Origin of the sequence: Leifsonia sp. 71-9 (assembly GCF_001898805.1) — a bacterium.
Lineage (GTDB): Bacteria > Actinomycetota > Actinomycetes > Actinomycetales > Microbacteriaceae > Leifsonia.
In genome coordinates, this window is the sequence record NZ_MKVJ01000021.1 from 540727 (window position 1) to 565721 (window position 24995).

21 protein-coding genes are annotated in these 24995 nt (G+C 70.3%); 15 read left to right on the forward strand and 6 right to left on the reverse strand.

Annotation, left to right across the window (positions count from 1 at the left end; translation table 11 throughout):
- Nucleotides 1-156 precede the first annotated feature (156 nt).
- From BGO91_RS19135 to BGO91_RS19150, 4 genes are all read left to right on the forward strand, one after another.
- Nucleotides 157-939, forward strand: coding sequence for a thioesterase family protein (locus BGO91_RS19135; RefSeq protein WP_290474326.1), 783 nt, complete (start codon nt 157-159; stop codon nt 937-939).
- A gap of 578 nt (nt 940-1517) precedes the next feature.
- Complete coding sequence (locus BGO91_RS19140) at nt 1518-1724, forward strand: cold-shock protein (protein ID WP_039923385.1); 207 nt, start codon at nt 1518-1520, stop codon at nt 1722-1724.
- Between the two features lie 137 nt (nt 1725-1861).
- Nucleotides 1862-2956, forward strand: coding sequence for an acyl-CoA desaturase (locus BGO91_RS19145; protein WP_290474327.1), 1095 nt, complete (start codon nt 1862-1864; stop codon nt 2954-2956).
- Nucleotides 2957-3027: 71 nt separating this feature from the next.
- Nucleotides 3028-3360, forward strand: a complete 333-nt coding sequence (locus tag BGO91_RS19150) for a hypothetical protein (protein WP_290474328.1) — start codon at nt 3028-3030, stop codon at nt 3358-3360.
- A 14-nt stretch (nt 3361-3374) separates the two neighbouring features.
- Here BGO91_RS19150 and BGO91_RS19155 read toward each other — a convergent pair whose 3' ends face one another.
- Nucleotides 3375-3875: a GNAT family N-acetyltransferase gene (locus BGO91_RS19155; protein WP_290474329.1), complete on the reverse strand. Its 501-nt coding sequence runs from the start codon at nt 3873-3875 to the stop codon at nt 3375-3377.
- A 231-nt stretch (nt 3876-4106) separates the two neighbouring features.
- Here BGO91_RS19155 and BGO91_RS19160 point away from each other — a divergent pair, with 231 nt between their 5' ends.
- Nucleotides 4107-8693 (forward strand): hypothetical protein, encoded by a 4587-nt coding sequence (locus BGO91_RS19160; protein WP_290474330.1) that lies wholly within the window; start codon nt 4107-4109, stop codon nt 8691-8693.
- A 53-nt stretch (nt 8694-8746) separates the two neighbouring features.
- Here BGO91_RS19160 and BGO91_RS19165 read toward each other — a convergent pair whose 3' ends face one another.
- Nucleotides 8747-10354 (reverse strand): helix-turn-helix transcriptional regulator, encoded by a 1608-nt coding sequence (locus tag BGO91_RS19165; protein WP_290474331.1) that lies wholly within the window; start codon nt 10352-10354, stop codon nt 8747-8749.
- A 117-nt stretch (nt 10355-10471) separates the two neighbouring features.
- Here BGO91_RS19165 and BGO91_RS19170 point away from each other — a divergent pair, with 117 nt between their 5' ends.
- Together BGO91_RS19170 and BGO91_RS19175 are read left to right on the forward strand one after the other, a co-directional pair.
- On the forward strand, nt 10472-11068 hold the full coding sequence (locus BGO91_RS19170; protein ID WP_290474332.1) for a hypothetical protein: 597 nt from the start codon (nt 10472-10474) through the stop codon (nt 11066-11068).
- Between the two features lie 102 nt (nt 11069-11170).
- Entirely contained in the window at nt 11171-13009 is a 1839-nt protein-coding gene (locus tag BGO91_RS19175; RefSeq protein ID WP_290474333.1) for a glycoside hydrolase family 15 protein, read from the forward strand.
- A 15-nt stretch (nt 13010-13024) separates the two neighbouring features.
- Here the strand turns inward: BGO91_RS19175 and BGO91_RS19180 are convergent, their stop codons facing one another.
- Complete coding sequence (locus tag BGO91_RS19180) at nt 13025-13393, reverse strand: VOC family protein (protein ID WP_290474334.1); 369 nt, start codon at nt 13391-13393, stop codon at nt 13025-13027.
- A gap of 62 nt (nt 13394-13455) precedes the next feature.
- On the opposite strand from BGO91_RS19180, the gene BGO91_RS19185 reads away from it, so the two are divergent.
- From BGO91_RS19185 to BGO91_RS19220, 8 genes are all read left to right on the forward strand, one after another.
- Nucleotides 13456-13896: a MarR family transcriptional regulator gene (locus BGO91_RS19185; RefSeq protein ID WP_290474335.1), complete on the forward strand. Its 441-nt coding sequence runs from the start codon at nt 13456-13458 to the stop codon at nt 13894-13896.
- A 128-nt stretch (nt 13897-14024) separates the two neighbouring features.
- Nucleotides 14025-15284 (forward strand): extracellular solute-binding protein, encoded by a 1260-nt coding sequence (locus BGO91_RS19190; RefSeq protein ID WP_290474336.1) that lies wholly within the window; start codon nt 14025-14027, stop codon nt 15282-15284.
- A gap of 11 nt (nt 15285-15295) precedes the next feature.
- On the forward strand, nt 15296-16249 hold the full coding sequence (locus BGO91_RS19195) for a carbohydrate ABC transporter permease (RefSeq protein ID WP_290474337.1): 954 nt from the start codon (nt 15296-15298) through the stop codon (nt 16247-16249).
- Nucleotides 16249-17142 (forward strand): carbohydrate ABC transporter permease, encoded by an 894-nt coding sequence (locus BGO91_RS19200; protein WP_290474338.1) that lies wholly within the window; start codon nt 16249-16251, stop codon nt 17140-17142. Before BGO91_RS19195 ends, BGO91_RS19200 begins: the two co-directional genes overlap by 1 nt.
- Nucleotides 17143-17145: 3 nt before the next feature.
- Nucleotides 17146-19053, forward strand: a complete 1908-nt coding sequence (locus tag BGO91_RS19205; RefSeq protein ID WP_290474339.1) for a hypothetical protein — start codon at nt 17146-17148, stop codon at nt 19051-19053.
- Complete coding sequence (locus BGO91_RS19210; RefSeq protein ID WP_290474340.1) at nt 19050-19841, forward strand: ribonuclease activity regulator RraA; 792 nt, start codon at nt 19050-19052, stop codon at nt 19839-19841. The genes BGO91_RS19205 and BGO91_RS19210 overlap by 4 nt, the downstream gene beginning before the upstream one ends.
- Nucleotides 19811-20752, forward strand: coding sequence for an aldo/keto reductase (locus BGO91_RS19215; RefSeq protein ID WP_290474341.1), 942 nt, complete (start codon nt 19811-19813; stop codon nt 20750-20752). Before BGO91_RS19210 ends, BGO91_RS19215 begins: the two co-directional genes overlap by 31 nt.
- Complete coding sequence (locus tag BGO91_RS19220) at nt 20749-21564, forward strand: amidohydrolase family protein (protein WP_290474342.1); 816 nt, start codon at nt 20749-20751, stop codon at nt 21562-21564. The genes BGO91_RS19215 and BGO91_RS19220 overlap by 4 nt, the downstream gene beginning before the upstream one ends.
- Here BGO91_RS19220 and BGO91_RS19225 read toward each other — a convergent pair.
- From BGO91_RS19225 to BGO91_RS19235, 3 genes are all read right to left on the reverse strand, one after another.
- Complete coding sequence (locus tag BGO91_RS19225; protein WP_290474343.1) at nt 21552-22229, reverse strand: GntR family transcriptional regulator; 678 nt, start codon at nt 22227-22229, stop codon at nt 21552-21554. The two genes, BGO91_RS19220 and BGO91_RS19225, sit on opposite strands and share 13 nt — an antisense overlap.
- A complete protein-coding gene (locus BGO91_RS19230; protein ID WP_290474344.1) occupies nt 22226-22858 on the reverse strand; it encodes an SGNH/GDSL hydrolase family protein in 633 nt (210 codons plus the stop codon). Before BGO91_RS19230 ends, BGO91_RS19225 begins: the two co-directional genes overlap by 4 nt.
- A gap of 130 nt (nt 22859-22988) precedes the next feature.
- Nucleotides 22989-24992, reverse strand: a complete 2004-nt coding sequence (locus BGO91_RS19235; protein ID WP_290474345.1) for a right-handed parallel beta-helix repeat-containing protein — start codon at nt 24990-24992, stop codon at nt 22989-22991.
- Nucleotides 24993-24995: the final 3 nt, after the last annotated feature.

The following is a 24995-nucleotide window of genomic DNA, read 5'->3' on the forward strand; positions in this document are numbered from 1 at the left end:
GACGAGTAACCGGCAACCCCTCCACGCGCACCCTGTCAACCCCGTGCGCACCCGACCGCCCGCGTCGTACCCTCGGCCCCGGTGTGAAAACGCCACCTAGCAGCGGGAGCCCGGCCTCGTGCCGGGCTCCCGTGCTCGGCGACATAGTCTGGGGACATGGCGACGACGGCATATTTCCTGCAGACGGGCGAGCACACCTTCACCCCGACCTCCGAGGCCGGGGGTGCGTGGGCCGATGACGAGATCCACTTCAGCCCGCTGGGCGGCCTGATCGCCCACGAGATCCTGCGCCACGCCGCCGAGCGGCCGGGGCCGGCACTGCAGCTCGGGCGGATCAGCTACGACATCCTGGGCTTCCTCGCCTCCGAACCGGTGGAGGTCTCGGTCGAGACGATCCGGCCCGGCCGCACGATCGAGCTGGTGGAGGCGACGGCCGTCATCCGCGGGCGCGCCGCCGTGAAGGCACGTGCCTGGCTGCTCTCCTCGTTCGACACCGCCGAGGTGGCGGGCGGCGCGCCGGAGCCTCTCCCGGTGCCGGAGTCGGCCCCGAGCTGGCCGATGACGGACGTGTGGCGCGGCGGCTACGTCGCGTCGCTCGACGCCCGGGCGATCCGGCCACCGGAGCCCGGGCGGGCGACGGTCTGGCTGTCGACGTCGCGCGAACTGGTCGCCGGTGTCGAGGTCGAGCCCGTCGCCTCCTGGATCGCGCTCGTCGACACGGCCAACGGGGTCGCCGTCCGCCGGCACCCGACCGAGTGGATGTTCCCCAACGTCGACCTGACCCTCCACCTGCACCGCGAACCGTCCGGCGAGTGGCTGGGCCTGGACACGGAGGTCGTGTTCGGGGCGACCGGGCTCGGCGTCACCCGTTCGGTGCTCCACGACCGCGACGGCGCGGTCGGTTTCGCGGAGCAGTCGCTCACCATCCGGCGGCTCTGAACGGGGCGCCCAGCCCATCCGTGTATGCTTGACCTCGTCCGCACAGCGATGTGCTCCCACTGGTAGTACCTCGAGCCGGGACAATCCGGCCGCTCGACCAGCGGTGCCGGCGAATCGCGCCGAAACCCGCCCTCCTCGCGCTGACTCTCTCCGAAGCAGCCCCCTCTACTCATCCCCGACGTGACGCAGCCCCTCTGCTGAGCCGGCCGTCACCATCCGCACACAGTGCGCCGACCAGGCGCCGAAGGAACACCATCACAAGCATTCTCGAACACGCGACACCCGTCGCGACCTCCTGGCGACAAGCCGACGACGACGTCTGGGTGGCCACTCGTGCCGGCGAATACGCCGGAATGGCCCACCGCGTCCTCGACGGATTCGCCGTCCTCGACGAGCAGTCCAGAGCCGTCGGCATCGCCGCCACGGTCGAGGCCGCGCAGGACCTCCTGTTCACACCCACCCGGCACTTCATTTCCGCCGACGCGTGCTCGATCCCGAGCACCCACACACGCCCACGTCACATTCGGCGCGGGGGACGGAATCGTTCACACGGTTCCCCATCACGAAAGAGAGAGACGATGGCTACAGGCACCGTCAAATGGTTCAACTCGGAAAAGGGCTTCGGCTTCATCGCCCCGGATGACGGGAGCGCCGACGTCTTCGCCCACTACAGCGCGATCGCCGCGACCGGCGGATACCGCAACCTCGACGAGAACCAGAAGGTCGAGTACGACGTCGAGCAGGGCGCCAAGGGCCCGCAGGCGTCGAACATCCGACCCGCTTGATCGGTCGAAGACGCCCCGTGCAACACGGGGCGTCTTCGCCGCCAATCTCCAGCTACGCCGCGTAGCGTTACGAATATCTAGGGCGTTTCGTCCATACCTCGGCTGAGAAGTCGCATCGACACCAGCGGAGGCAGACGATGACCGTATCCACTCTCGGACCGGTGCAGCGCACCAAGGTCCGTCCCGAGGGCCGCCAGCCCGTCACGAGCACGTACAACGAACTGCTCGGACAGATCCGCTCGCAGGGGCTCCTCGAGCGCCGCCGCGGCTTCTACATCCTCGTCTTCGCCCTCCTCACCGCGGGCCTCGGCGGAGCGATCGCCGGCTTCGTCCTGCTGGGCGACTCCTGGTTCCAGCTCCTGATCGCCGGCGCGCTGGGCATCATCTTCACGCAGTTCGCGTTCCTCGCCCACGAGGCCTCGCATCGCCAGATCTTCGCGTCCGGCCCGGTCAACGACCGCGTGGGCCGCTTCCTCGCCACCTGGATGGTCGGCATGAGCTACCAGTGGTGGATGACGAAGCACACCCGGCACCACGCCAACCCGAACACCGTCGGCAAAGACCCCGACATCGAGTTCGACACGATCTCCTTCACCGAGGAGGACGCGGCCAAGCAGAAGGGCCTGATGGCCGCCATGACGCGCCGCCAGGGCTACTTCTTCTTCCCGCTGCTGATGCTCGAGGGCGTCAACCTCCACGTCACCTCGGTCCGCTCGCTGATGGAGCGCCGGCCCACCGTCGGCCGCTCGCAGGAGCTCACCGCCATCGCCGTCCGCCTCACCGTGTACCTCGGCCTGGTCTTCCTCTTCCTCCCGCTCGGGATGGCGTTCGCCTTCCTCGGCGTGCAGCTCGCCGTCTTCGGCGTCTACATGGGTGCCTCGTTCGCCCCGAACCACAAGGGCATGCCGCTGCTGCCGACCGGCTCCCGCGTCGACTTCCTCAGCAAGCAGGTCCTCACCTCCCGCAACATCAAGGGCGGCTGGTGGATGAACGCGCTGATGGGCGGCCTCAACCACCAGGTCGAGCACCACCTGTTCCCGTCCATGCCGCGCCCGTCGCTGGCACGGGCCCGGGAGCTGACCCGCGTGCACTGCGCGACCCACGGCATCCCGTACACCGAGACGAGTCTCGTGCGGTCGTACGCCATCGTCATCGAGTACCTGAACCGCGTCGGCCTCGCCGCCCGCGACCCGTTCGACTGCCCCGCCGCGGGCGACCTCCGGCGCCGCTGAGGGGGACAGGGCCGCACAGTTCGGCCCGCAACCCCCTTGAATGTGCCGCCGCACCGGGGGACATTCGTCGCATGCGCAAGATCATCTACGGCGGGACGGCCATCTTCACGGGCGACAGGATCGCGGACGCCATCCTCGACTACGGCGCCGCTCTCGCCGGCGCGAGTCAGGCCGCCGTCATCGAGTTCCCCGGCCGCGATGCGAGCGGGGAACTGCGCGAGCTGAGGCTCCTGCTCGGCCCGGCCAGCCAGATGGTCACCGAAGACGTCGACATCGAATGGCCCGAGATCCTGAGCCCCGAAACGGTCGCGCACCTCGGCGACCTCACCGCCGACCTCACCACCCTGCCCGACTTCGCCCTCCCCACGTTCGGCGATCAGGAGGACGAGCGCGGCAGCTCGTAGGAGTCGCGTCCCGCTTACCGCTCACCGAGCGTCGTCGCCCACACGTTCACGTGGAGCACCTCTCCACGGAACGGGAAGTCCTCCTCGCCCCGTAGCTCGAATCCGGTCCCCGCGCACAGCGCGTTCGACGGCCGGTTCGTGACCGACGGGAACGCGTACAGGTCCGTCCCGGCGGCCAGCGACGCAGCCGCATCCTCGATCGTGAGCAGCACGGCCGCGCGCGCGACTCCCCGGCCCTGCGCGTGGGGGAGCACGAACCATCCGGTCTCGGCCGCGGCGACACCGTCCCGATCGATGTGCCACCAGCCGATGCCGCCCACCGGCTCGTCGCCGTCGAGCACGGCGAACATGTGCGCCGTGTCCTCCTCCCAGAACCGCAGATAGTTGCGGTGGCGCCGGGCGACCTGCTCGTCCGTCTCGGGCCCCGCGATGTGCGCCGTCATGTCGGCGGTGTTCGCCCCGGCCAGGAGCGGCGCGTCGGGTTCGGACCAGCGGCGGAGGCGGACGGACGTCATGCGACCAGTATCCGCCCCGGGGTGCTCGAGGAGGGTGAAGGCCGGGGTGAAAAGTTGCTCGTACGTTTTCCCGTCCCGATAGATTCGGCCCGGCGCGATCGGTGTCTCAGCGGATCCCGTTGACGATCGACGCAGGATGAAGGGGATGCCGCGGTGTCTGCATATCGGGATGTACGAGTCGGCCGGACCGCTCTGAGGCTGGGGTCGCCGTGGCGGTGGCTCGCGATCCTGATGGCGACGGCACTCGCCCTGGCGACGGTGTTCCTCGCTGCGCCGGCGTCCGCGGCGCCGGTCTATCAGATCGAGGGCTCGTGGGCACCAGGGACACCCGCCTCCGTCACGAGCGGCGACGTGGTGACCGGAGTGTGGCGCCTCAATGTCAATGACGACGCCCCGGCGCCCTCCAACGGCCCGGTCGACGACGTGACCGTGACGATCGTGGCGCAGAACGCGCGGTTCGCGTCGACGCCGTCGCTCTGTCTGACGACGGGGGTCTCGCCGACCTCCAGCATCTCGGCGGACGGGCACACGCTGACGTGCAATCTGGGGACGCGCGCCCAGGGGACGGCGGTCGTTCTGCAGGCGCCGATGGTCGCCGACGGCGCGACCGGGAGCCAGATCACGGCGGCCGGCACGATCGGCGGACAGACGGCGTCCCTCAGCCCGATCGCGGTCACCAACCCGTTCGGGATGGACATGCGCTGGGGAACGGGAACTCCGACCTACTCGTTCGGGACCGGCGGGTTCCTGGTCGACTACGAGTGGACGCTGAGCAAGGCACTCGGGAGCGAAGCCGGGCCGCAGTCGATCACCTACAACCTCGACATCGCATCGCCTCAGGGCAGCGCCGTGTCTGTCGACGCGAAAGGCTGCACGGCCTTCTCCGGTCCCGGAGCCGCCGATGGCCACCCGTGGTCGGGGGGCACCCACCCCGCCGCCCAGCTGACCGCCCCGGCGGGCACCTGCGTAATCACCCAGACCGGTACGACCGCCTTCCGGCTGACCATCACCGGGATCGACTACGCGCCGGCGAACCCGCCGACACTCGACTCGGCGGGGAACCGTCTGCCCGTCGACCAGGTCGCGCTCGCATCCGGTTCGATCTGGATCCGCGTGGCCACGGCCGCGCAGGGCTCGGCAGTCTTGAACTCCGATGCGCCCACTTACACGTCGACCAGCGGGCAGACGTCTCAGGACGACCCCGCCAACAACGCCGAGTCGAAGGCATGGACGACTCCCGGCCTGTACTCGTCCGGTTGGGGCCGCGGGTACACGAACAGCGGCGGAACGACGTGGGACGACACGTACCGCGTATCCGCCGGCACGACGGTGGGTCAGTACATGGACACCGGATACCAGCTGCACACGGACCGCGCCGACACCCGCCGGGTGGGGATGTGCACGGCGATCGACACGAAGTACGCGACCTTCGCCGGCTGGGCGTGGGCGCAGGCCCTGGACAACACTCTGGCCACGACCGTGGAGTACTACGTCGGCTCCGATCCGACGCTCGACCCGGCGAGCTCCGGCTACGACCCGAACGCGTTCAACTGCGCATCCACCACCGGCTGGACGACGGCGCAACCGGCGGACCTCGCCACGGTCAAGGCGATGCGCATCGTCGGGACGCAGGGGGAGTTCGAACGGCTGTCCGCGCAATCCAACATCACCGCCGTCGTCAACCAGCACATCAAGCCCGGTGTGCCGGCCGGGACGGACGTCTGGTCGTTCTTCTCCGGGATCGTCGATTTCGACGCCACCACGGACGGCTGGTGGAACGGCACGGGGTGCATCACTCCGACCGCAGGATCGCGCTATCCCTGCACGACCGGATTCCGCGACGTCCTCCGTATCGTCACGGCCACCCCGGCCATCGCGAAGAGCGTCGACCGCTCGGTGGTGAGCCCGGGACAGCCTGCCGTCTACACCCTCACGTACTCGGCGAACGGCGCCGGGGCCGTCCCCGCCGCCATCGACGGCTACCAGCTGACGGACACGCTGCCGGCGGGCGTCACCTATGTCCCGGGTACCGCATCGCCCGAGCCGGCCGTCGTGACCAACGGCTCCGGTCAGCAAGTGCTGACGTGGACCCTGAACGGCGTCAGCACCAACGCGGACCACGCGCTGACCTACCAGGCGGTCGCCGACGGCACCGTCACTCCGGGATCGACGCTGACGAACTCCGTCACGGCGTCGTACGGCGGTCTCTCCAAAACCGCCGCGGCCCAGGTGACGGTCGCCACCGATGGTTACACGACCATCGCGAAGACCGCCGACGCCCCGTTCATCCCGAATCTGAACGGGGACGGAAAAGGCACCGGATCGTGGACCGTGACGGTCAAATCGTACGATCCGATCACGCAGCCGTTCACCGACACCATCGACATCCTGCCCTTCAACGGCGACGGCCGCGGCACCGCGTACTCCGGTTCGTACTCGCTGACCTCCGTCAACGCGCCGCTCAACGCGACCGTCTACTACACGACGGCCGACCCGGCCACACTCTCCGACGACCCGTCGAACGCGCAGAACGGCGCCGCGCCGGGCGACCCGACCGGAAACACCGTCGGGTGGACCACCACGATCCCGGCCGCGGCGACCGCGATCCGCGTGATCGGCGGCTCCCTGGCACCGGGTGCCACGCAGTCGTTCGGCGTCCACATCGCCACGGACGGAGTGAAGGGCGGCGACGCCCTCGTCAATCGCGCGCAGTCCATCGCGGGCCACACCAGCCTCGCGATGCGCACGTCCGCGGCGATCACCGTGGCGAACCACTACTCCGCGATCCTCCTCAAGGAGGTCCAGGCGGCCGACGGCACGTGGCACGACGCGAACAGCGCTGTCGACTACCCGGTGTTCCACTACGGCGACACGGTCGCCTACCGCATCACCGTGACCAACACCGGACAGGGCGCCCTCACGAACCTGAACGTGACCGATGACAAGGACCCCGCCGGTGCGTTCCACATCGACTCGCTGGCACCGGGTGAGAAGCGGTCTCACGAGTACACGCTGAACCTGGATGACACACTGCCCGGCGGGTCGTTCGTCAACACGGCGTGCGCATCGGCGGACACCCCGGCCGACTCGGGCGTCCCTCCGACCATCCCCTGCGACCCGGCGGGGATCGACCTCGTGGCGTACCACGTCGCGAAGACGTCGAACCCGGCGGGTGGCAGCGAGGTGAGGGCCGGTGACACGATCACGTACACCGTGACCGTCACCCAGCGCGGGAGCGCGCCGGCGGACGCCGTGTTCAGCGACGACCTGTCGAAGGTCATCGACGACGCCGCCTACAACGGCGACGTGACCTCCGACATCGGCTCGGCCACCGTGACGGGAGCCCACCTCGACTGGTCGGGGACGCTCCCGGTCGGCGGGATCGCCCACATCACCTATTCGGTGACGGTGAAGGGGGCCCAGCAGCTGGGCGACGGTTCCCTGATCAACGTGGTCGCCTCCGAGGGCTGCGACGACTTCGCCGCCTGCACCACGCGTCACGATGTCGGCGACTACACGTACTCCAAGACGTCCGACCCGGCTCCCGGCACTGATGTCCGGCTCGGACAGACGGTGACGTACACCATCCAGGTGAAGCAGGTCGGAGCGGCGGCCCGGACGGGTGTGACCGTGAGCGATGATCTCACCGGCGTGCTCGACGACGCCGCCTGGGTCGGCGACGAGACGGCGAGCAGCGGTTCGGTCACCCGAGGCGGCGCGAATCTCGGCACTCTCACCTGGACGGGCGATCTGGCCGTCGGCCAGACCGTCACGATCACGTACTCCGTGATCGTTGCCCAGGGTGGCGGCGATTGGACGCTGACCAACGTCGCCGGCTCCGCGGACGGCACCTGTGTTCCCGCCGCCGACGGAAACCCGGACTGCACGACGGTGCACCGGGTCGGCGGCTACGTCTACGGCAAGTCCTCCACCCCGCCGTCCCTCGCCACCGTCGCTGTCGGGGACACGATCACCTACACGGTCACCGCGACCCAGTTCGGCACGGCACCGGTTTCGGGGGCGACCCTCGTCGACGATCTCGCAGGGGTGCTGGACGACGCCGAATTCGTCGACGGCAGCGCGACGGCCACCTCCGGCACCGTCGCCCGGACCGGCGACGCCCTGACCTGGACGGGAGACCTCGCCATCGGCCAGACGGTCACCATCACCTACGCGGTGAAGGTCGCCGGTGGCGGCGACACGACCATCCGCAACGTCGTGACGGCACCACCCGGATCGGGTGGACGGTGCGTCGACGCGACCGACACGGATCCGGGCTGCAGCACCATTCACAAGTACGGCGGATACACCTTCTCCAAGACGTCGGATCCGGCGTCGGGCTCGATGGTGAAGCCGGGCGACCGCATCCGGTACACGCTGACCGTCGCGCAGACCGGTACGTCGCCTGTCACGGGTCACCTGACCGACGACCTGTCGCGGGTCCTCGACGACGCGACGTGGGCGGGGGATGAGACGGCGAGCGCCGGATCCGTCCAGCGCCACGGCGACCGCCTCACCTGGTCGGGGGAGCTCTCCGTCGGCCAGGTCGTGACCATCCACTACTCCGTGGTCGTGACGGGTGACGGAGACCGGGCGATCGCCAACGCGGTGACCAGCCCGGATGCCGAGGCCGCCTGCGTACCCGCACCGGACGGGAACCCGGGATGCGCGACGAAGCACCTGGTGGATCCGGTCGGCGTCGCAGGCCTCGCGTCCACAGGCTCGACCATCGGGTGGACGATCGGTGGCGTCGGCGCGATCCTGCTCGCCGCCGGCGGAGTTCTGCTGCTGACCCGCCGCCGCAACCGCGAAGTCTAGGAGCGAACGGAGGGCGTGGCCGGCGGTCTGCCGGTCACGCCCTCAGCGGTTGGTCAATCGCGCTTGACGAGTAGATGCCGGGTGTGCGCCATGGCGACGGCGTCTTCGCGATTGTTGACTCCGAGCTTGCGGTACAGGCTCCGCAGCTGCGTCTTGACGGTGTTGGTCGAGACGACGAGGGCCGATGCGATCTGCGCCACGGACGACGTGGTCACCAGCTGGGTGAGCACGGCGAGCTCCCGGGCGGTCAGGGGCAGTCCCAGCTCGCTGGCGGGGAGGAGCGAGCGCAGAGGCACGTCCTGGAACACGTGGCGGTAACCGGCGCCGTCGAGTGCCGTCGTCACGCGTTCGAGGTCGTCCGTCGGGAGCATGGCGAGCGGAAGCCGCTGGCGTGTGCGTTCGAGCAGCGCGCCGAGCTGCTCGACCGCCCCCGCGGTGCGCGTGGTCGGCGCGAGTCGGAGAAGCACTGCCGCCTCGAGCGCAACCGCCTCGGCCGATCGGCGGGCTGTCGACGCTGCACCCGAGACGGCTCGCAGGCCGCTCAGCGCGGACCCGTTCTTGCCGAGTGCGAGGTCCGCTCGTGCGCGTGCGATGTGACGCTCGGGACCGTCGGTCATGTCGCGATCGACGATGGTGCGGGCGGCGTCGGGGTTCCCGAGTGCCAAGTGAAGGATCGCGCGCGTCTCTGCCAGCCGCGTACGGACCGTCGCGGAACGGGACTCCGCGGACCGCATCCTGACGTAGGCTTCGAGGTCCGCCAGCGCTCTGCCCGGTTCTCCTGCGACGAGCCGGGTCAGCGCCTCCACCTGCGCGACCACGACCCAGTGCTCGATCGAGCGCGGGTCATGCTCCATCGCCGCGAGCTGCGCCCTGGCCTCGTCCGGGTCGAAGCGCTCGAGCGCGAGCATCGCCTCGGCGAGACGATAGAACGTTCCCGTGTACATGCGTCGTTGGCGGTCGTTCCATGGCCCGGTACGGGCGTACTCGACGTGGGCCTGCGACTCGGGGAGGTCGCCCTGAAGCGCATGGATGCCTGCCAGCATCGCCAGATTCCCGAAACCGGGAGACGGTGGTGTCGTGGGGGTGGCGGCGAGTCCTTTCGCGAACGTGCGCATGGCGTCGTCCACCTCGTGGGCGTAGTAGAACGAGATACCGATCTGGGCGTAGACGCGCGGGAGTTCGCGTATCGCCTGGCGTTGCTCGTCGGCCAACTGGTCCAGCTCGGATACGGCGGCACGAGCGGCGGAGACGGCCAGCCCGGGTCGGCCGATCAGGCGATAGGCGCTCGCCTCGGCGGAGCGGATCAGGACACGGTCGATGGGGGAAAGGGTCCGGTTGCGCGGCGCTCGCGCGGCGCGGACGGCTGTCACGAAGTAGCGGATCGCCCGGAGCCGATGGAAACCGAGGACGTTGTAGCTGAGGCCCAACATCATCGCGAGCAGCGGTTGAGCGCGCAGCTCGTGGGCCGGCACGCGCTCGAGCAGCAGTCGAGTCGCATCGCCATGCTCGATGGCGAGTTGGAACCATCCATCGCGGACGGAGGCGCTCGCGCCCTCCCAGTCGCTGCACTCGATGGCGGTCTGCAACGAGGCGAACGCGGATCGTCCGGTCGTGGTCTGTCCGGGTGCAGCGTTGCCCTCGTGCACCATCTCCTCATCCATCGATCCTCCGCTCACTATCTTTCACCATCTGTGCACACTGTCGCGCCGTGTCCGTCAGGCGGTGACCCCCTGAACCGGCAGGATGGATGACACGAACCCGGACGGAGGTCCCTCATCGTGTCGCGGTCCCCCCGCCCGACGACAGACCGGCTCAGCACCCGCTCTCTGCTGATCATCGCCGCGTTCGGCGCGCTCGGTGCGCTGCTCCTCGTCCTCGTCGCTCCCGTGACGTCGGTGCTGGCCGCGGTGTTCGCGCCGGCGTACGCGGCGGTAGCCGGCCTGCACAGTGTCCTGCCGTTCCTCGCCAGGCGGCTGGTCGGGTTCCCCTGGACCACCACGATCGCGTGCGCGCTCGTGGGCATCCTCGCTGTGGGCTTCACTCCGCTCGGCGTGCTGATCGTCGTCCCGCTCGTGGTCACGGGAGTCGGCTTCGACCTCACCCTGCTGCTCCTCGCGAGACGCGGACCGCTGCGGCTCGGGCATCAGGTCGTCGGAGCGCTCGTCACCGCAGGGCTCCTCACCCTCGTCTCCGTGCCCGTGCTGTCGCCGCGGGATGCGAGTGCGCCCTTCCTCGTCCTCTTCCTCGTCGGCCGAGTGGTCGGTCAGCTCGCGGCCGTCGCAATCGCCGTCGCGATCGGCGATCGCGTGCTCCGGTCGGGGATAGTGCGCCCCTCGGTCGGAGATGGAGGTGGTCCCGCCGGAACGAGCGCGTGACCCCACGTCGCCGGCGAAGGGATGGGATCCGCCCCTATCCGCGGCGTCTGCGCGGGGTTTACGATCCGCTCACCAGAGGTCGGCGACGAGAGGGGTCATGACATGAGCGAGTACCCGCTGATCGCCGACCACGGCCTGATCGGCGATCTGCAGACCTCGGCCCTCGTCTCGACGGACGGCACGATCGACTGGTTCTGCAGCCCGCGGTTCGATTCGCCGAGCATCTTCGGCTCCCTGCTCGACGAGGAGCGCGGGGGCCATTTCAGTGCGCGGCCCCGCGCCGACGCGTTCGATGCCAAGCAGCTGTACTTTCCCGACACCGCGATCCTCGTCACGCGCTTCCTGACGGAGGAGGGCGTCGGCGAGCTCGTCGACTTCATGCCGGTGGCCCGCGGTGGAGCGCACGAGGCGCACCGCCTGGTCCGGTTGATCCGGTGCGTGCGGGGCCGGATCGAGTTCGACATCGAGGTCGCTCCGCGGTTCGATTACGGGCGCACGCCGCACACCCTCACGGTGCTGGAGGACGGCGCGACCTTCGAGGCGGGGGACACGACGCTCACGATGAGCCTCATCCGCGACCCCGGCGACGAGCGCCTGGCGCGCGCCGAGCAGACCGGGGACGGCGACGTGAGAGCATCCGTCGTCCTCACGCAGGGCCAGGAGCGCGGTGTCGTGCTGGAGACGGGCACGCACGAGCCGCCGCGCGCGGTCGCGGTCGCGGAGGCCCGCGAACTCTTCGACGGCACCGCGCGATTCTGGCAGGACTGGATCTCGTACTCCGCCTACAGCGGCCGGTGGCGCGAGGAGGTGGAGCGGTCGGCGATCACGCTGAAGCTGATGACCTACGCCCCGACGGGAGGGCTCGTCGCAGCGCCGACCGCGGGACTGCCCGAGCAGGTCGGCGGCGAGCGCAACTGGGACTACCGCTACACCTGGGTGCGGGACTCCTCGTTCTCGGTCAACACCCTGGTGAAATTGGGCTTCCGCGACGAGGCCGTGGCGTTCGGCCGGTGGCTGCGCGACCGGGTGATGGAGGCCGACGGCAGTCCCACCGGGCCGCTCAACATCATGTACCGCATCGACGGCGACCCGAACCTGTCGGAAGAGATCGTCGAGGGGTGGGAGGGGTACCGCGGCTCGTATCCCGTCCGGATCGGGAACGGTGCGGCCGGCCAGCTGCAGCTCGACATCTACGGCGAAGCCCTGGATGCGCTGTACCACGCCGACCTCGCGGGCATCGAGTTCGGCCAGCAGGGCTGGCTAGCGATCTGCCGCCTCCTGGACTGGCTCGTCGACAACTGGGACCAGCCCGAGGAGGGCATCTGGGAGACCCGGGGCGGCCGCAAGGCCTTCACCTACGGCCGGCTGATGTGCTGGGTCGCGTTCGACCGGGCCCTCCGGCTGGCCGCGCGCTGGGGGCGCCCGGCGCCGGTCGACCGCTGGCGCACCGAGCGCGACGCGATCTACACCCAGATCATGGAGCGCGGCTGGGATGCGGAGCGCCGGGCGTTCGTGCAGCAGTACGGGGAACCCATCCTCGACGCCTCCCTGCTCAAGATGGTGCAGGTGGGCTTCATCTCCGCCCACGATCCGCAGTGGCACGACACCATGACGGCGATGGGCGCGGAACTCGTCTCCGACAGCCTCGTGTACCGCTACGACCCGGCCGCGTCCCCGGACGGACTGCGCGGTTCGGAGGGCACGTTCTCCCTCTGCACCTTCTTATACGTCGACGCGCTCGCCCGCGAGGGCCGCCTCGACGAGGCACGGCTCACGTTCGAGCAGATGCTCACCTACGCCAACCACCTGGGGCTCTTCGCCGAGGAGATCGCCCCCACCGGCGAACAGCTCGGCAACTTCCCGCAGGCCTTCACTCACCTGGCGTTGATCGACGCCGCGATGATCCTGAACGAGCGGCTCGACGAGGCGGCCTCCCGCTGAGGCCGCCATGCCTCCTCAGCCGCGGTCGTGCAGCGTGATCTGGTACCCGTCCGGGTCGGCGAAGGTGAAGGTGCGGCCGAACGGGCCGTCGATCGGGGCCGCGACGATCGTTCGGCCGTCGGCGACCAGGCGGTCGTGGATCTCCTGGACCTCGGTGGCGTGCAGCCAGATCGCTGCGCCGATGCCGGGCTGGGCGACGGCGTCCAGGTCGGTGCCCGGGATGAGGTCGCGCAGTGCGAACGCGATCGGGGTCGTCTCGAAGACGACGGCGTGCGGCGGGCCGGCCTGCGAGCGGACGAGGCCGAGGTACTGCTCGTAGAACGCCTGCGACGCGTCCAGATCGCGGACCTGCAGGGAGATGAAGTCGGGGCCGGTGGCGGGCATGATGTGCTCCTTCGTCGTGTGTCAGTTTTCTGACACGCGCCACCCTATGTCAGAATACTGACATGAGTCAAGACGGCATCGATCTGGACACGTCCCTCGGTTATCTGCTGAAAGAGGCGTCGAGTGCGCTCCGCGTCGCGATGGAGGATGTGCTCCGCCCGCTCGGCATGACGGTGACGCACTACTCCTGTCTCGAACTGCTCTCCCAGCGCCCGGGCCTGTCGAACTCCGAGCTCGCGCGCGGTGCGTTCGTAACGCGGCAGTCGATGAACGTGCTGCTGCAGGCGCTCGAACGGGACGGCTACGTCACCCGGCCGACCGAGGCTCCGGTCGGCAAGGCGCTCCCCGCACGGCTCACGCCGCGCGGCCGGCGCAGCCTCGAGAAGGCGACCGTCGCCGTCCGCTCCGTCGAGGTCAGGATGCTCGGCGGCCTGACGCCCGACGAGCAGGCCGGCGCCTTCCACCTCCTGCAGAGCATCGTCACCTCGCTGCGCGCCGGCTGATCGACAGGGCTTCCGGCCGGTGATGCGTTCGCCCGGCCATCGATTTCGCGCGCCCATTTGCGACATAACCGATTATCGATTACTGTTGCTCGCGGCGCCCGGTGGTCGTGCGCAGGAGAGGATCGAAGATGATCAGCAGGCGAACCATGATCGCGGTCGGCGCCCTCGCGGCGGCCGGTCTGGCACTGAGCGGCTGCGCGGCCGGCAACTCGGGGCAGAGCGACGGGAAGACCACCGTCAGCCTTCTCGTGAACGTCACCCCCAACCTCACCGAGGACTGGTGGAACGACCTCGTGAAGCCGTTCGAAAAGGCCAACCCCGACATCGACGTGAAGATCCAGAACCCGGGCGCGGAAGGCGTGGCCGCCGCGGTGCCCCGCTTGCTCGCCGCCGGGGAGGCCCCCGACGTGGTCGAGTCGCTCCCGCCGTCGACGGAACTCGCTCCCGAGCTCGTTGACCTGTCGACGTACGACTGGGCGAAGAACGGCCCGCTCGCCGAGCAGTACACGATCGACGGCAAGTACTACATGGCGGGCATCGGTATGCAGCTGCAGAGCCTCTGGTTCTACAACAAGGACGCGTTCGCGGCGGCGGGCATCGCCGAGACGCCGACGACGGTGGAAGAGCTCTCCGACGACCTGGCGAAGCTGAAGAAGGCCGGCTGGACCGGTGTCCAGACCGGCGGCGACTGGATGTCGAGCTACGCGCTGCAGACCGTCGGGCTGCCCACGGTCGTCGGCCAGCATCCCGATTGGTACCAGAAGATGAGCGACGGCAAACTGACCTTCAGCAAGACCTACGGCGACGCGGTCGACGAGTACGCCGATTGGATCGGGAAGGGCTACGTCAACGACGACGCCCTGGGCATCAAGTACGCGGACGCCGAGCAGAACTTCCTCGCCGGCAAATCCGCGCTGTACCCGATGGGCAGCTGGTTCGTGGCGAGCGAGGCGGCGGCGACCACCCCGGCGAACATCGGCGTCTTCCGCGCCCCGGCGTTCGACGGCGTGAAGCAGCCGGCGATGGGCGCCAACATCGCGAGCCCCTACGTCATCATGAAGGACTCGAAGCACACGGAAGCCGCGGCGAAGCTCGTCGAGTACCTGGTGACCGACAAGACGGCCATCCTCGACCAGCTGAAGGTCGACGGCAACTACCGCGCGGGCTACGAGTACGACATGGGCGATCTGGGCAAGGAACTGCTGCAGATCGTGACGGACACCCCCGACGCGGCGTACACGCCGACCGGCCAGGGCTATGGTGAGCGCACCCTCCCCTCGGGTTACTCGACCGAGATCAACGCCCAGACGCAGGCCCTGCTCGGTGGGACCGCGCCGAGCGACGTGAACACGGCGATGGACGACTGGTTCAGCGCCAACCTCAAGTGACGGCCGCACCCATGCTGACCGAGAGCGTCGCACCCACCACGCGGGCCCACGACCGGGCCCGCGTGGACGGGAGCCGTCGTCGACCCAGCCCGCGTTGGGGCGACCGGCTCGCCGGCTTCGTCATGGCGGCCCCGGCCGTCATCGTGTTCATCGCGATGTTCATCGTCCCGATGATCCTGGCGTTCGTCCTCAGCCTCACCGACTGGAACGGCTACAGCCTCCGCTTCGACTTCATCGGCTTCGACAACTACCGGTTCGCCTTCCGCAACCCCCGCACGATCGACGCGGCGGTCTTCACCGCCGTGATCGCGGTGGTGGGGACCATCCTCTGCAACGGCGTCGGGCTGGCACTGGCGGCGCTGATCTCGGGGCCGGGGCGCGCGAACACCGTGCTGCGGACGATCTTCTTCTACCCCTACATCATCAGCGCCCTGATCATCGGGTTCCTGTGGTCGGCACTGCTGTCGCCGCACGGCGCGGTGAACGGGCTGCTGGGGGCGGTGGGCGTCGGGCCCGTGCCGTTCCTGACCGACCCGACGTTCGCCAAGGCGACGGTGATCCTCACGATCGTCTGGGCCCATTTCGGGTTCAACATGATCCTCTACATCGCCGGCATCAAGTCGGTGCCGACGGAGTACTACGAGGCCGCGACGATGGACGGCGCGAGCCGCTGGCAGCAGTTCCGTTCCATCACGGTGCCGATGATCGCCCCGGTGGTGACCGTGAACCTGGTACTGACCCTCGTCGGGCTCCTCAAGGCGTACGACGTCATCCTGGCGCTCACGGACGGCGGCCCGGCCGCGTCGACGCAGACCATCGTCTACCAGATCCTCAAGGACTCGTTCGCGCAATCGCGGCTGGGGCTGGGGGCGGCCCAGTCCGTCGTCCTGCTGATCGTCACGGCGGCGATCGGGCTCGCGGTGACGTTCGCCCGGCGAGGCGCCGAGCGGAAGGTGACCGACTGATGACGACGACCACGACCCCGACCGCGCGCCCGACGGCTGCGCCCGCCACGCCCGCGAGACGGTCGCCGGTGGGAGCGATCGTGCGCTGGATCGCGCTCGGAGGGACGGCGCTGGTCATGCTGGTGCCGCTCTACGTGCTCGTGATCAGCGCGTTCAAACCGCAGGACCAGATCATCCAGCACCCGCTCGAGATCTCGCCGAGCTCGTTCACGCTCGAGTTCCTCTGGAACGCGATCACCAGCACGAAGTTCAACGTGATCGCCGCCTACGGCGTCACCCTGCTGTTCGTGGCCCTCGTGAACCTGTTCTGCATCCTGCTGTCGGCGCCGGTGGCCTATGTCATCGCGCGCGGGCGCAAGAAGTGGCACATGGCGCTCCTCCTGCTCTTCGTCTCGGGGCTGTTCATCCCCGGTCAGGTGACGCTGATCCCGGTGGTCTTCGTACTGCGGGTGCTGGGATTGATCAACACCATCCCCGGCTTCGTCCTGTTCGAGACGGCGGCGACGCTGCCGGTGACGATCTTCCTGTTCAGCGCGTACCTGCGGACGGTCCCGCGCGACATCGACGAGGCGGCCGCCCTCGACGGCGCCGGCCGGATCCGCATCTTCTGGTCGTGCATCTTCCCGATCATGCGTCCGGTGGTCGCTACCGTCGTGGTGCTCAACTCCATCGGGGTCTGGAACGACTTCGTGAGCCCGCAGATCATCCTGGGCGGCGGATCGGGGATCTACACGGTCACGACGGGGGTGTACGCCGCCGTTGGCGAGTTCTCGACGGACTACACCGTCGTCTTCCCGACCCTGCTGCTGGCGATCGCGCCCATCGTGGTGTTCTTCGTGATCATGCAGCGGCACATCATCGGCGGCCTGGTCGCCGGAGCGACGAAAGGCTGACGCGTGGAGATCATCACCGGCATCCCGCTGGACGCGGCGCCCGCCTGGGCCGTCCTCCAGCGCCGCCTGTTCGCCGACATCGAGGAGGGCCGGCGCCTGTTCGAGCGCCGCTACACCGGGCCGGACGGCGGCATCCTCTTCCCGGCGGAGTTCACCGACCGCGACGGGGTCGACGATGTCTACGAACCGTTCTTCAACTGGCCGGCGTTCTACCTGCTGGGCGGCGGCGACGAGGTGCTCGCCGCCGCGAAGCAGCACTGGGAGGGTGTGACGGCTCAGCTCACGGCGGCCGGGATGCTGACCGGCGAGTACGAGAACGGCTACGACTGGTTCCATCAGGGGGAGTCGCTCCTCTTCTTCTACGGGCTGTGCGCGGCGGATCCCGCAGACCAGGCGTTCGCCGAGCGTGCGCGCCGGTTCGCCGAGCTGTACACCGATCCGGCGCACGGCAACTACGACCCCGACCGCAACATCATCCGAGCGCCGCACAACGGGGCGCTCGGACCGCGTCCCGGCCTGAACGACGTGGTGCAGCCGTACTCCGCCGACCTCGCGGAGATGGAACGGTACGGGCTGCCCCTCGAGCACGTTCCCGGCATCGAGCGCTGGGACGATCTCGCGCGCCCGTCCGCGGCGCAGGCGATGGGGGAGGCGATGCAGCGCGCGGCGGCCGGAGACGTCGTCGTGAACCTCGCCGCGACCGGACTGGTGGCCAATCGCTGGCTCCTGGACGGCGACCCGGCCGCCGCGGAGTGGATCGAGCGCTACGTCGGCGGGTGGAGCGAACGTGCCCGAGCCAACGGCGGCCTCGTTCCCGACAGCGTGGCACCCGATGGATCGGTCGGCGGCCTGCACGACGGCCGGTGGTTCGGCGGGCACTACGGCTGGACCTGGCCGCACGGCCTCCCCTCGGTCGGCATGGCCACCGTCGTCGGCGGGCTGAGCGCCGCCCTGGTCACCGGGGACGACGGCCACCTGGACACGGCGCGTCGCGTGCTCGACGCGGTCCTCGACCAGGCCGTCGTCGCGCCCGTGACCGAGACGCCGTACAGTCTGCGCGGGGGCTGGCTCGCCCGGCTCGGGGCGGACGCGAGCCGACCCGCGCTCCTCGTGCCGCACCGGTACGGACGGCAGGGCTGGTTCGACTACGCCCCGATGCCGCCGGAGCTCCCGACCTGGCTGTGGTGGTGGTCGCACGACCCGGCCGACCGCGCGCGCCTCGACCGGGTACGGGAGGGGCTCCCCGCCACCGCCGATCCGGTCAAGCCGTTCCGGGATAAGGCGGAGGCGGGCCACGAGGCGCCGTGGCTCGACTTCCTCGACGGCCGCCTCCCCGACTACCCGGAGCGCGCTCTGTCGATGGCGCTCGGCCAGGTGGCGCGGCGGGTCGCGCTCATCGACCAGGACGACAGCGATCCGGCCACCGTGCACCTCCATTTCTGGCAGCGCGTGAACCCGGTCGTGACGGAGGTGCTCACCCAGCTGGTGGGCGGGGCCCCGCAGGTGCTCTACAACGGCGGCCTCCCGTTCACCGCGGTCGCGTACGAGGACGCCGACCGCCGGCGCCCGGGGCTGCCGCAGGATGTCGCCGCCCTGGTGACCGGGATCGAGCGCGACCGCGTGGCCCTGCAGCTCGTCAACATCTCGCCGACCCGGACGCGCCGGGTGGTCGTGCGTCCCGCCCATCCCGCGTCGCCGCGGCTGACCGCGGTCGGCGCGATCACGGAGCGGGACGGCGACCATCCCGGGGCGAGCACCGCTTACGCGGCGACCCGCGGCACCCGGCAGCACGAGCGGATCGAGACGGATGCCGACGGCGTCGTGGTCGTCCTGCCGCCGTTCCACCGCGCCGAACTCGAACTGTTCACCACGCCCAGCGACCCGACCGACAACACGAAGGAACGACCATGACCGAGACACCGGGTGCCCTCCCGCACCCCGACTTCACCCTCCCCGTGCGCGGCGCGGCCTATCGGCGGGCGGACGCGGGCACGATCGCCGGCTTCGACACGATCACGTCGGCGACCGCATGCGCCAAGCTGCACGGGATGGGCATCTCGCGCTCGTACGTGGACGGGCCCGTGCCCCTGACCCCGGGTCAGCGCGTGGTGGGCTCGGCGATCACGCTGCAGTTCATGCCGCAGCGGGAGGACCTCGCGTCCGGCCTGGGCCAGGAGTACGTCGAGCGCCACACCGCCCTCTGGCACGTCCTCGAGCAGGTGCAGCCCGGCGACGTGCTCGTGATCCAGGCGTACGGCAGCCGGTTCTCCGGCTGCATCGGCGACATCCTCGCCCGCTACTTCCTGCGCAAGGGCGGGGCCGGGATCGTCGTCGACGGGCGTATCCGCGACGCCGCCCGGATCCGGGAGCTCGGGCTGCCGGTGTGGTCGACGGGGACGACCCCGCACTACGCGTCGCAGACCGAGCTGTTCCCGTGGGCGTACGACGTGCCCGTCGCCGTCGGCGGCGCGCTCTGCATGCCGGGCGACGTGGTCCTCGCGGACGACGACGGTCCCGTGATCGTGCCGCAGGCCATGTCCGGTCAGGTCATCGAGGCGGCGCGCGACCACGAGGAGTGGGAGACCTTCAGCCGCAGCCGGCTCGACGACGGTGCCCGGCTGAGCGACTACTACCCGCTCACACCCGACACCCGAGAGGAGTACGAGGAGTGGCGTTCCGCGCAGGCGTTCGCCCTCTGAGGGCCACGCCTGGCGCGTCCGACACCTTCGGTCTCGGCTGCGCGCCGATCGGCAATCTCTACCGTGCCGTGGCCGAAGCGGACGCCGAGGCGACCGTCGCGGCCGCGTTGGCGCACGGGATCCGCTTCTTCGACACGGCGCCGCACTACGGCGCCGGAGCGAGCGAGCTCCGCCTGGGCCGGGGCCTCGCTGGCGTGGACCGCGACACCGTCTCGATCGCGACGAAGGTCGGCCGGCGCATCGTCGACGCGGAGGGAGCCGCCGTCCCCGCGGGCGGGGTGGGGACCGCCACGGTGGGCGATCTGAGTGCGGACGGGGTGCTGCGGAGCGTCGACGGCAGCCTCCGCCGCCTCGGCACCGACCGCATCGACCTCCTCTACCTGCACGACCCCGCCGACGTCGACGAGGCGCTCCGCGGCGCGATCCCGGCGCTGGTCCGCCTGCGCGAGGAGGGCGTCGTGCGCTCGGTCGGCGTCGGGATGGTGTGGCCCGAGCCCCTCACCCGCTTCGTCCGCGAGGCAGCGATCGACGTGGTCATGATCGCGGGCCGCGTGACCCTGCTCGACCGGACGGCGGAATCCGGACTGCTGCCCGCGGCCGCCGAACGCGGAGTCGGGGTCATCGCGGCCGGCGTCTACAACTCCGGCATCCTCGCCGACCCCGAGGGGAGCCCGTACTTCGACTACCGCGAGGCCGCTCCCGAGTTGCGGGACCGCGCCGTCGCCCTCCGCGGCCTCTGCCGCTCGCGCGGGGTGCAGCTGTCGCACGCCGCGGCGCGCTATCCCCTGCAGCACGCGGCCGTCGATGCGGTGGTCGTCGGCGCGCGGACTCCCGAGGAGGTCGCCGCCATCGCCGCGGCCGAACGCGCACCGATCCCCGATGATCTGTGGGCGGAGCTGGAGGCGGTGTGACCGGCGGCGCCATCGACGCCCATGTGCACCTGTGGGATCTCGAGCGGTTCGGACTGTCGTGGTTCCGGCCGGAGCTCGGACTCCCGCGCGCGGCGGATGTGCGGGCCCTCGCGGTGGCCGCGGGGGAGGCGGCGACGCCCGTCGGCCGAGTGACGGGCGCGATCGCGGTGCAGGCGGCCGACACGGTCGAGGAGGCGCAGTGGCTGTCCGGTCTGCGCGACCCGCTGGTGGCGGGCGTCGTGCTGCAGTACGACCCCGAAGACCGGCCGGGCGGCGCGCGGAGCGAGCTCGCCGGCCGGGTGCGCGGGGTGCGCGTCGCGGTGCCCGCGCGACGCCCCGATCTGGCCGACGTCGCGGGGATCGACGCCCTGTGCGACCGGATCGGGCGGGCGCACGGCGTCGTCGAGTTCCTGGTGCGCGCGGAGCAGCTGCCGGCCGTCGCGGGCATCGCCGCCCGGCAGCCGCGCACCCAGATCGTCGTGTGCCACCTGGGTCTCGGCGCCGCCGAGCCGGACGACTCGTGGGAGGCGGGACTGCGCGCCGTGGCGGCGCAATCCAATGCCGCGGCGAAGGCGTCCGGCCTCGTGACCGCGGCCGACCCCGCCGGCGACCGGCTCGCGCGCGCGCTGGCCGTCGCGGTCGACGCCTTCGGGCCGGAACGGCTGCTCTTCGGCAGCGACTGGCCGATGTCCGCCCGGATCGCGCCGTACGCGGCGGTCGTCGACCGCACCGCGGCGGCGCTCCCGAGACTGGGGGCGAGTGGGGACGAGGCGTTCTGGGGAGGAACGGCGCGGAGGATCTACCGGCTCTGATCGGTGCCGGGCTCCTCGAGGAGCGTCCCCGCAGCGTGAGCCCGGAAGAGGGCGGACGCGGCGGCCGGGTCGTCGCCGTCGAGCAGGTCGAGCAGGCTCCGGTGCCAGTCGGCGACCTCGTGCCAGTCGCCCTCGAAGCTCGGGTCGCCCAGCACGTGCATCGAGCGGAGGCCGGGTTCGATGATGTCCCACATCTTCGGCAGGTAGCTGTTCCCGCTGGCCTCGACCACGCTGCGGTGGAAGGTGAAGTCGAGCTCGCGGAACGCATCCAGGTCGCCGGCGTCGGCCGCGCTGTGCATCTGGGCGATCAGGTCGCCGAGACGGGCGCGCGTCGCCGGTGCGAGCGTGCCGCACGCGAGCCGTCCGGCGATCGCCTCGAGCTCCGCGCGCGCGGCGCGGGCCTGCAGGAATTCCTCCTCGGAGTAGCTGGCCACGAAGTTGCCGAGATGGCGCACGTGCGAGACGAGGCCCTCGTGCGCGAGCTGCTTGAGCGCGTCGCGCACCGGAGCCTGACTCACCTGCATGCGCTTGGCGAGCTGCGACTCGACGAGCTGCTCGCCGGGCGCGAGCGTCCCGTCCTTGATCATCGTCTTCATCAGCTCGTAGATCTGGTCGGAGAGCAGGCCGCGCTTGAGACCGGCCAGGGAGGTGAACGGGTCGGTCATGCGCGCGCCCCCGCTCGCAGGTCGGAGGCGGGAATCGTCTCGTACGCGGCGAGCCAGGCATCCGCGAGCAGGCGCGAGCCCGCGGGCGTGGGATGCACGCCGTCGGGCGCGATCGCCGCCGGCCCCTGTTGCTCGGCCGCGCGCGAGAAGGCGGCCTGCACCGGCACGAAGCGTGCGCCCGTCTCGTCCGCGAGGCGCGCGACGACGGCGCGCTTCTCGTCGAGATCGGCGGCCCACTCCGCCTGATCCGGCCGGATCGGCACGACGTACGGCTCCACCAGGAGCACGACCCGCGCGTCCGCCCGGTCGAGCAGCCGGCGGTAGGTCGCCTCGAAGTCGGCGGCGCTCGTCGGGTCGTCGCTGTCGAAGCGCCGCCACATGTCGTTGACGCCGACGGCGATGGTCAGGACGTCGGGCCCCTCCGCCCGGACGTCCTGCTCCCACCGTCGCTCCAGGTCCACGGTGCGGTCCCCGGCGATCCCCCGGTTCACGACGACGACGTCGGCCCCCTGTGCCGCCAGGTCGTCGACGATGAGGGCGACGTAGCCGTCGCCGTACGAACCGTCGTCGGTGCGATCGCGGCCGGCGTCGGTGATGGAGTCGCCGGCGAAGACGAGCCGTTGCGTCATGGTGCCCTTTCGATCGCATCGCACACCGTGCGACCTCCCCAGCATAATCGATAATCGCTGGGAGGAGCGCCGTGATCGACGACAGAGCGGGGGCCGCGCGTCGGCACGGCCCCCGCTCGGTCGGCGCGCGTCAGCTGCCGGCGCCCGCCGTCCACGCCGCCGCGCCGTACTGGAACGCGCCGAGGCTCGGAGTGGCGTCGGTCGATCCGTCGTTGACCCCCGGCAGCGGGATGGCCGCGTTCCGGGCGGGGGATCCAGCCTGGATGCGGTAGTCGTGCGCTGCGGGATCCACATAGAGAGGATCGCCGTCGATGAGGTTGTTCGAGAGTACGAGGCCGCCGTCGGTCGCGCCCGCGAGCCCGGTGATCGGGCCGATGTTGTTGTAGATCTTCGTGCCCGTCGACTGGCCGGCCTCCTTCACATAGAAGAGGGTCATCCCGCCGGTGTTGTTGTACACGAGGTTGTCGTGCGATCCCGTGCCGAGGCCGTTCAGCTCGATCGTCCCTTCGTGGTTGCCCCAGCCCAGGTTGTTGTCGATCTGCATGTCGCTCATCCCGTTGTCGGCGTAGATGCCCGAGATGCCGAACGGGTAGACGCCGCCCGGCCGCGGTGTCGGGTCGTGCAGCACGTTGTGGTCGACGCGGGTCCCTTCCATGTGGGCGGAGCAGCAGGAGTAGATGGCGGCCGTGTCGACGCTCAGCGTCGCGTAGCCCGAGATGTCGTTGTACGCCACGCGGTCCGGGCCGGGGGTGGTGCCGGCGACACCGTTCCACTGCAGGTTGATGCCGCTGCGGCCGACGCGCGCCATCGTGTTGTGGGTCACCGTCTGGCTGTGTCCCTGGACGGCGACGGCGGCGGCGTAGGTCCCCGCGTAGTCCACGTCGGTGATGACGTTGTCCTCCGCCGTGTTGCCGTAGCCTCCGAGCGAGACGCCGTTGCCCGCGCTGTACTGCAGGTGGCTGTCCCGGATGCTGTTGCCGGTGCCCTTCAGGACGATGCCGCTCGTGGAGACGCCGCGGGTCACGTTCGACCCGCAGTCGGTCGCGCCCTGCGTGACGTCCCAGTAGTGGCTGAGGTACGTCCCGTCGATGCCGTCGAGCGCGACACCGGTGCTGGCGTCGCCGGTGCGGATCGTGGAGGCGAACAGTCCGATGCCGTCCACCTGCACGTTGCTGGCGTTCGTGAGGTCGAAGCCGAGATCGCGCTTCTTGGCCTCGATCCGGTGGCTGTTCGGGTCGTCGTCGCTGTAGAGGTAGAGCCGCTTCGTCTGCGCGTCGTAGAAGTACGAACCGGGGTGCCCGAGCTCGCCGATCTTGCCGGACAGCCGGAACCAGGTGTCGGTCGGGACGACCTTGTGCACGCACGGGGGAGCCGTCGTCAGAGTGACGGAGCCGACGGCGGAGCTCGCCACGGTGCCCGTGCTGGTCACGTACCAGTACGACGTCAGCGCCCGGGCGCCCGTCCAGTACCCGGCCGGTCGCGTGAGCGTGGAGTCCACGATGGTCGCGTCGGCCGTGCCGGCGTCCGCGCGCTCCACGGCGGGGTTCAGGAGGTCGGTGCCGGGGAAGGGGTAGGACGCCTCGATGTCCATCGTCCCGTCCGTGAAGATCTGCGCCTCCGCCGCAGCAGAGCCGAGGTCGACGCCGACGCTGTAGATCTTGCCGTCGGCGACCGCCTGGCTGAACGGCGTTCCTGCCGCGAACGGATCCGCAGCGACGACCTGCGCGAGCTCGGTCGCACCGACCGGGGCGAAGCCGGTGACGTGCTCCGCGCCGCTGATCACGGGGTGCGCGCCGGGCGCGGCGGTGAAGGTGATGGGCGCCGTCGCCGTGCCGGAGTGCGCCGGCACGACCGTCTCCTCGTAGGTGCCGTCCTGGATGACGCAGGTGTCGCCGGGCTGCGCGACATCGGCGCAGTCCTGAACGCTGGCGAACGCCGTGTGCTGCGAGCGCCCGTTCATGACCCGGCCCGCGTGCTGACCGACGTAGAAGGTCTTCCCGGTGGGGTGGGGAGGGGGTGGGGGCGTCGCCGCGGCGGAAGTCGCCGTGGCGGTGAGGAGGACTCCCGCGGCGAGGATCCCGCCGGTCAGGAGGAGGCCGCGGTGGCGGCGTGCACGTCGGTACCCGAGCATCATTGC

Bases quoted from the DNA above. Each gene is read 5' to 3' on its own strand.
- BGO91_RS19135 (WP_290474326.1), top strand. From the start codon at position 157: ATGGCGACGACGGCATATTTCCTGCAGACGGGCGAGCACACCTTCACC.
- BGO91_RS19140 (WP_039923385.1), top strand. From the start codon at position 1,518: ATGGCTACAGGCACCGTCAAATGGTTCAACTCGGAAAAGGGCTTCGGC.
- BGO91_RS19145 (WP_290474327.1), top strand. From the start codon at position 1,862: ATGACCGTATCCACTCTCGGACCGGTGCAGCGCACCAAGGTCCGTCCC.
- BGO91_RS19150 (WP_290474328.1), top strand. From the start codon at position 3,028: ATGCGCAAGATCATCTACGGCGGGACGGCCATCTTCACGGGCGACAGG.
- BGO91_RS19155 (WP_290474329.1), bottom strand. From the start codon at position 3,875: ATGACGTCCGTCCGCCTCCGCCGCTGGTCCGAACCCGACGCGCCGCTC.
- BGO91_RS19160 (WP_290474330.1), top strand. From the start codon at position 4,107: ATGGCGACGGCACTCGCCCTGGCGACGGTGTTCCTCGCTGCGCCGGCG.
- BGO91_RS19165 (WP_290474331.1), bottom strand. From the start codon at position 10,354: ATGGATGAGGAGATGGTGCACGAGGGCAACGCTGCACCCGGACAGACC.
- BGO91_RS19175 (WP_290474333.1), top strand. From the start codon at position 11,171: ATGAGCGAGTACCCGCTGATCGCCGACCACGGCCTGATCGGCGATCTG.
- BGO91_RS19180 (WP_290474334.1), bottom strand. From the start codon at position 13,393: ATGCCCGCCACCGGCCCCGACTTCATCTCCCTGCAGGTCCGCGATCTG.
- BGO91_RS19185 (WP_290474335.1), top strand. From the start codon at position 13,456: ATGAGTCAAGACGGCATCGATCTGGACACGTCCCTCGGTTATCTGCTG.
- BGO91_RS19190 (WP_290474336.1), top strand. From the start codon at position 14,025: ATGATCAGCAGGCGAACCATGATCGCGGTCGGCGCCCTCGCGGCGGCC.
- BGO91_RS19195 (WP_290474337.1), top strand. From the start codon at position 15,296: ATGCTGACCGAGAGCGTCGCACCCACCACGCGGGCCCACGACCGGGCC.
- BGO91_RS19200 (WP_290474338.1), top strand. From the start codon at position 16,249: ATGACGACGACCACGACCCCGACCGCGCGCCCGACGGCTGCGCCCGCC.
- BGO91_RS19210 (WP_290474340.1), top strand. From the start codon at position 19,050: ATGACCGAGACACCGGGTGCCCTCCCGCACCCCGACTTCACCCTCCCC.
- BGO91_RS19225 (WP_290474343.1), bottom strand. From the start codon at position 22,229: ATGACCGACCCGTTCACCTCCCTGGCCGGTCTCAAGCGCGGCCTGCTC.
- BGO91_RS19230 (WP_290474344.1), bottom strand. From the start codon at position 22,858: ATGACGCAACGGCTCGTCTTCGCCGGCGACTCCATCACCGACGCCGGC.
- BGO91_RS19235 (WP_290474345.1), bottom strand. From the start codon at position 24,992: ATGATGCTCGGGTACCGACGTGCACGCCGCCACCGCGGCCTCCTCCTG.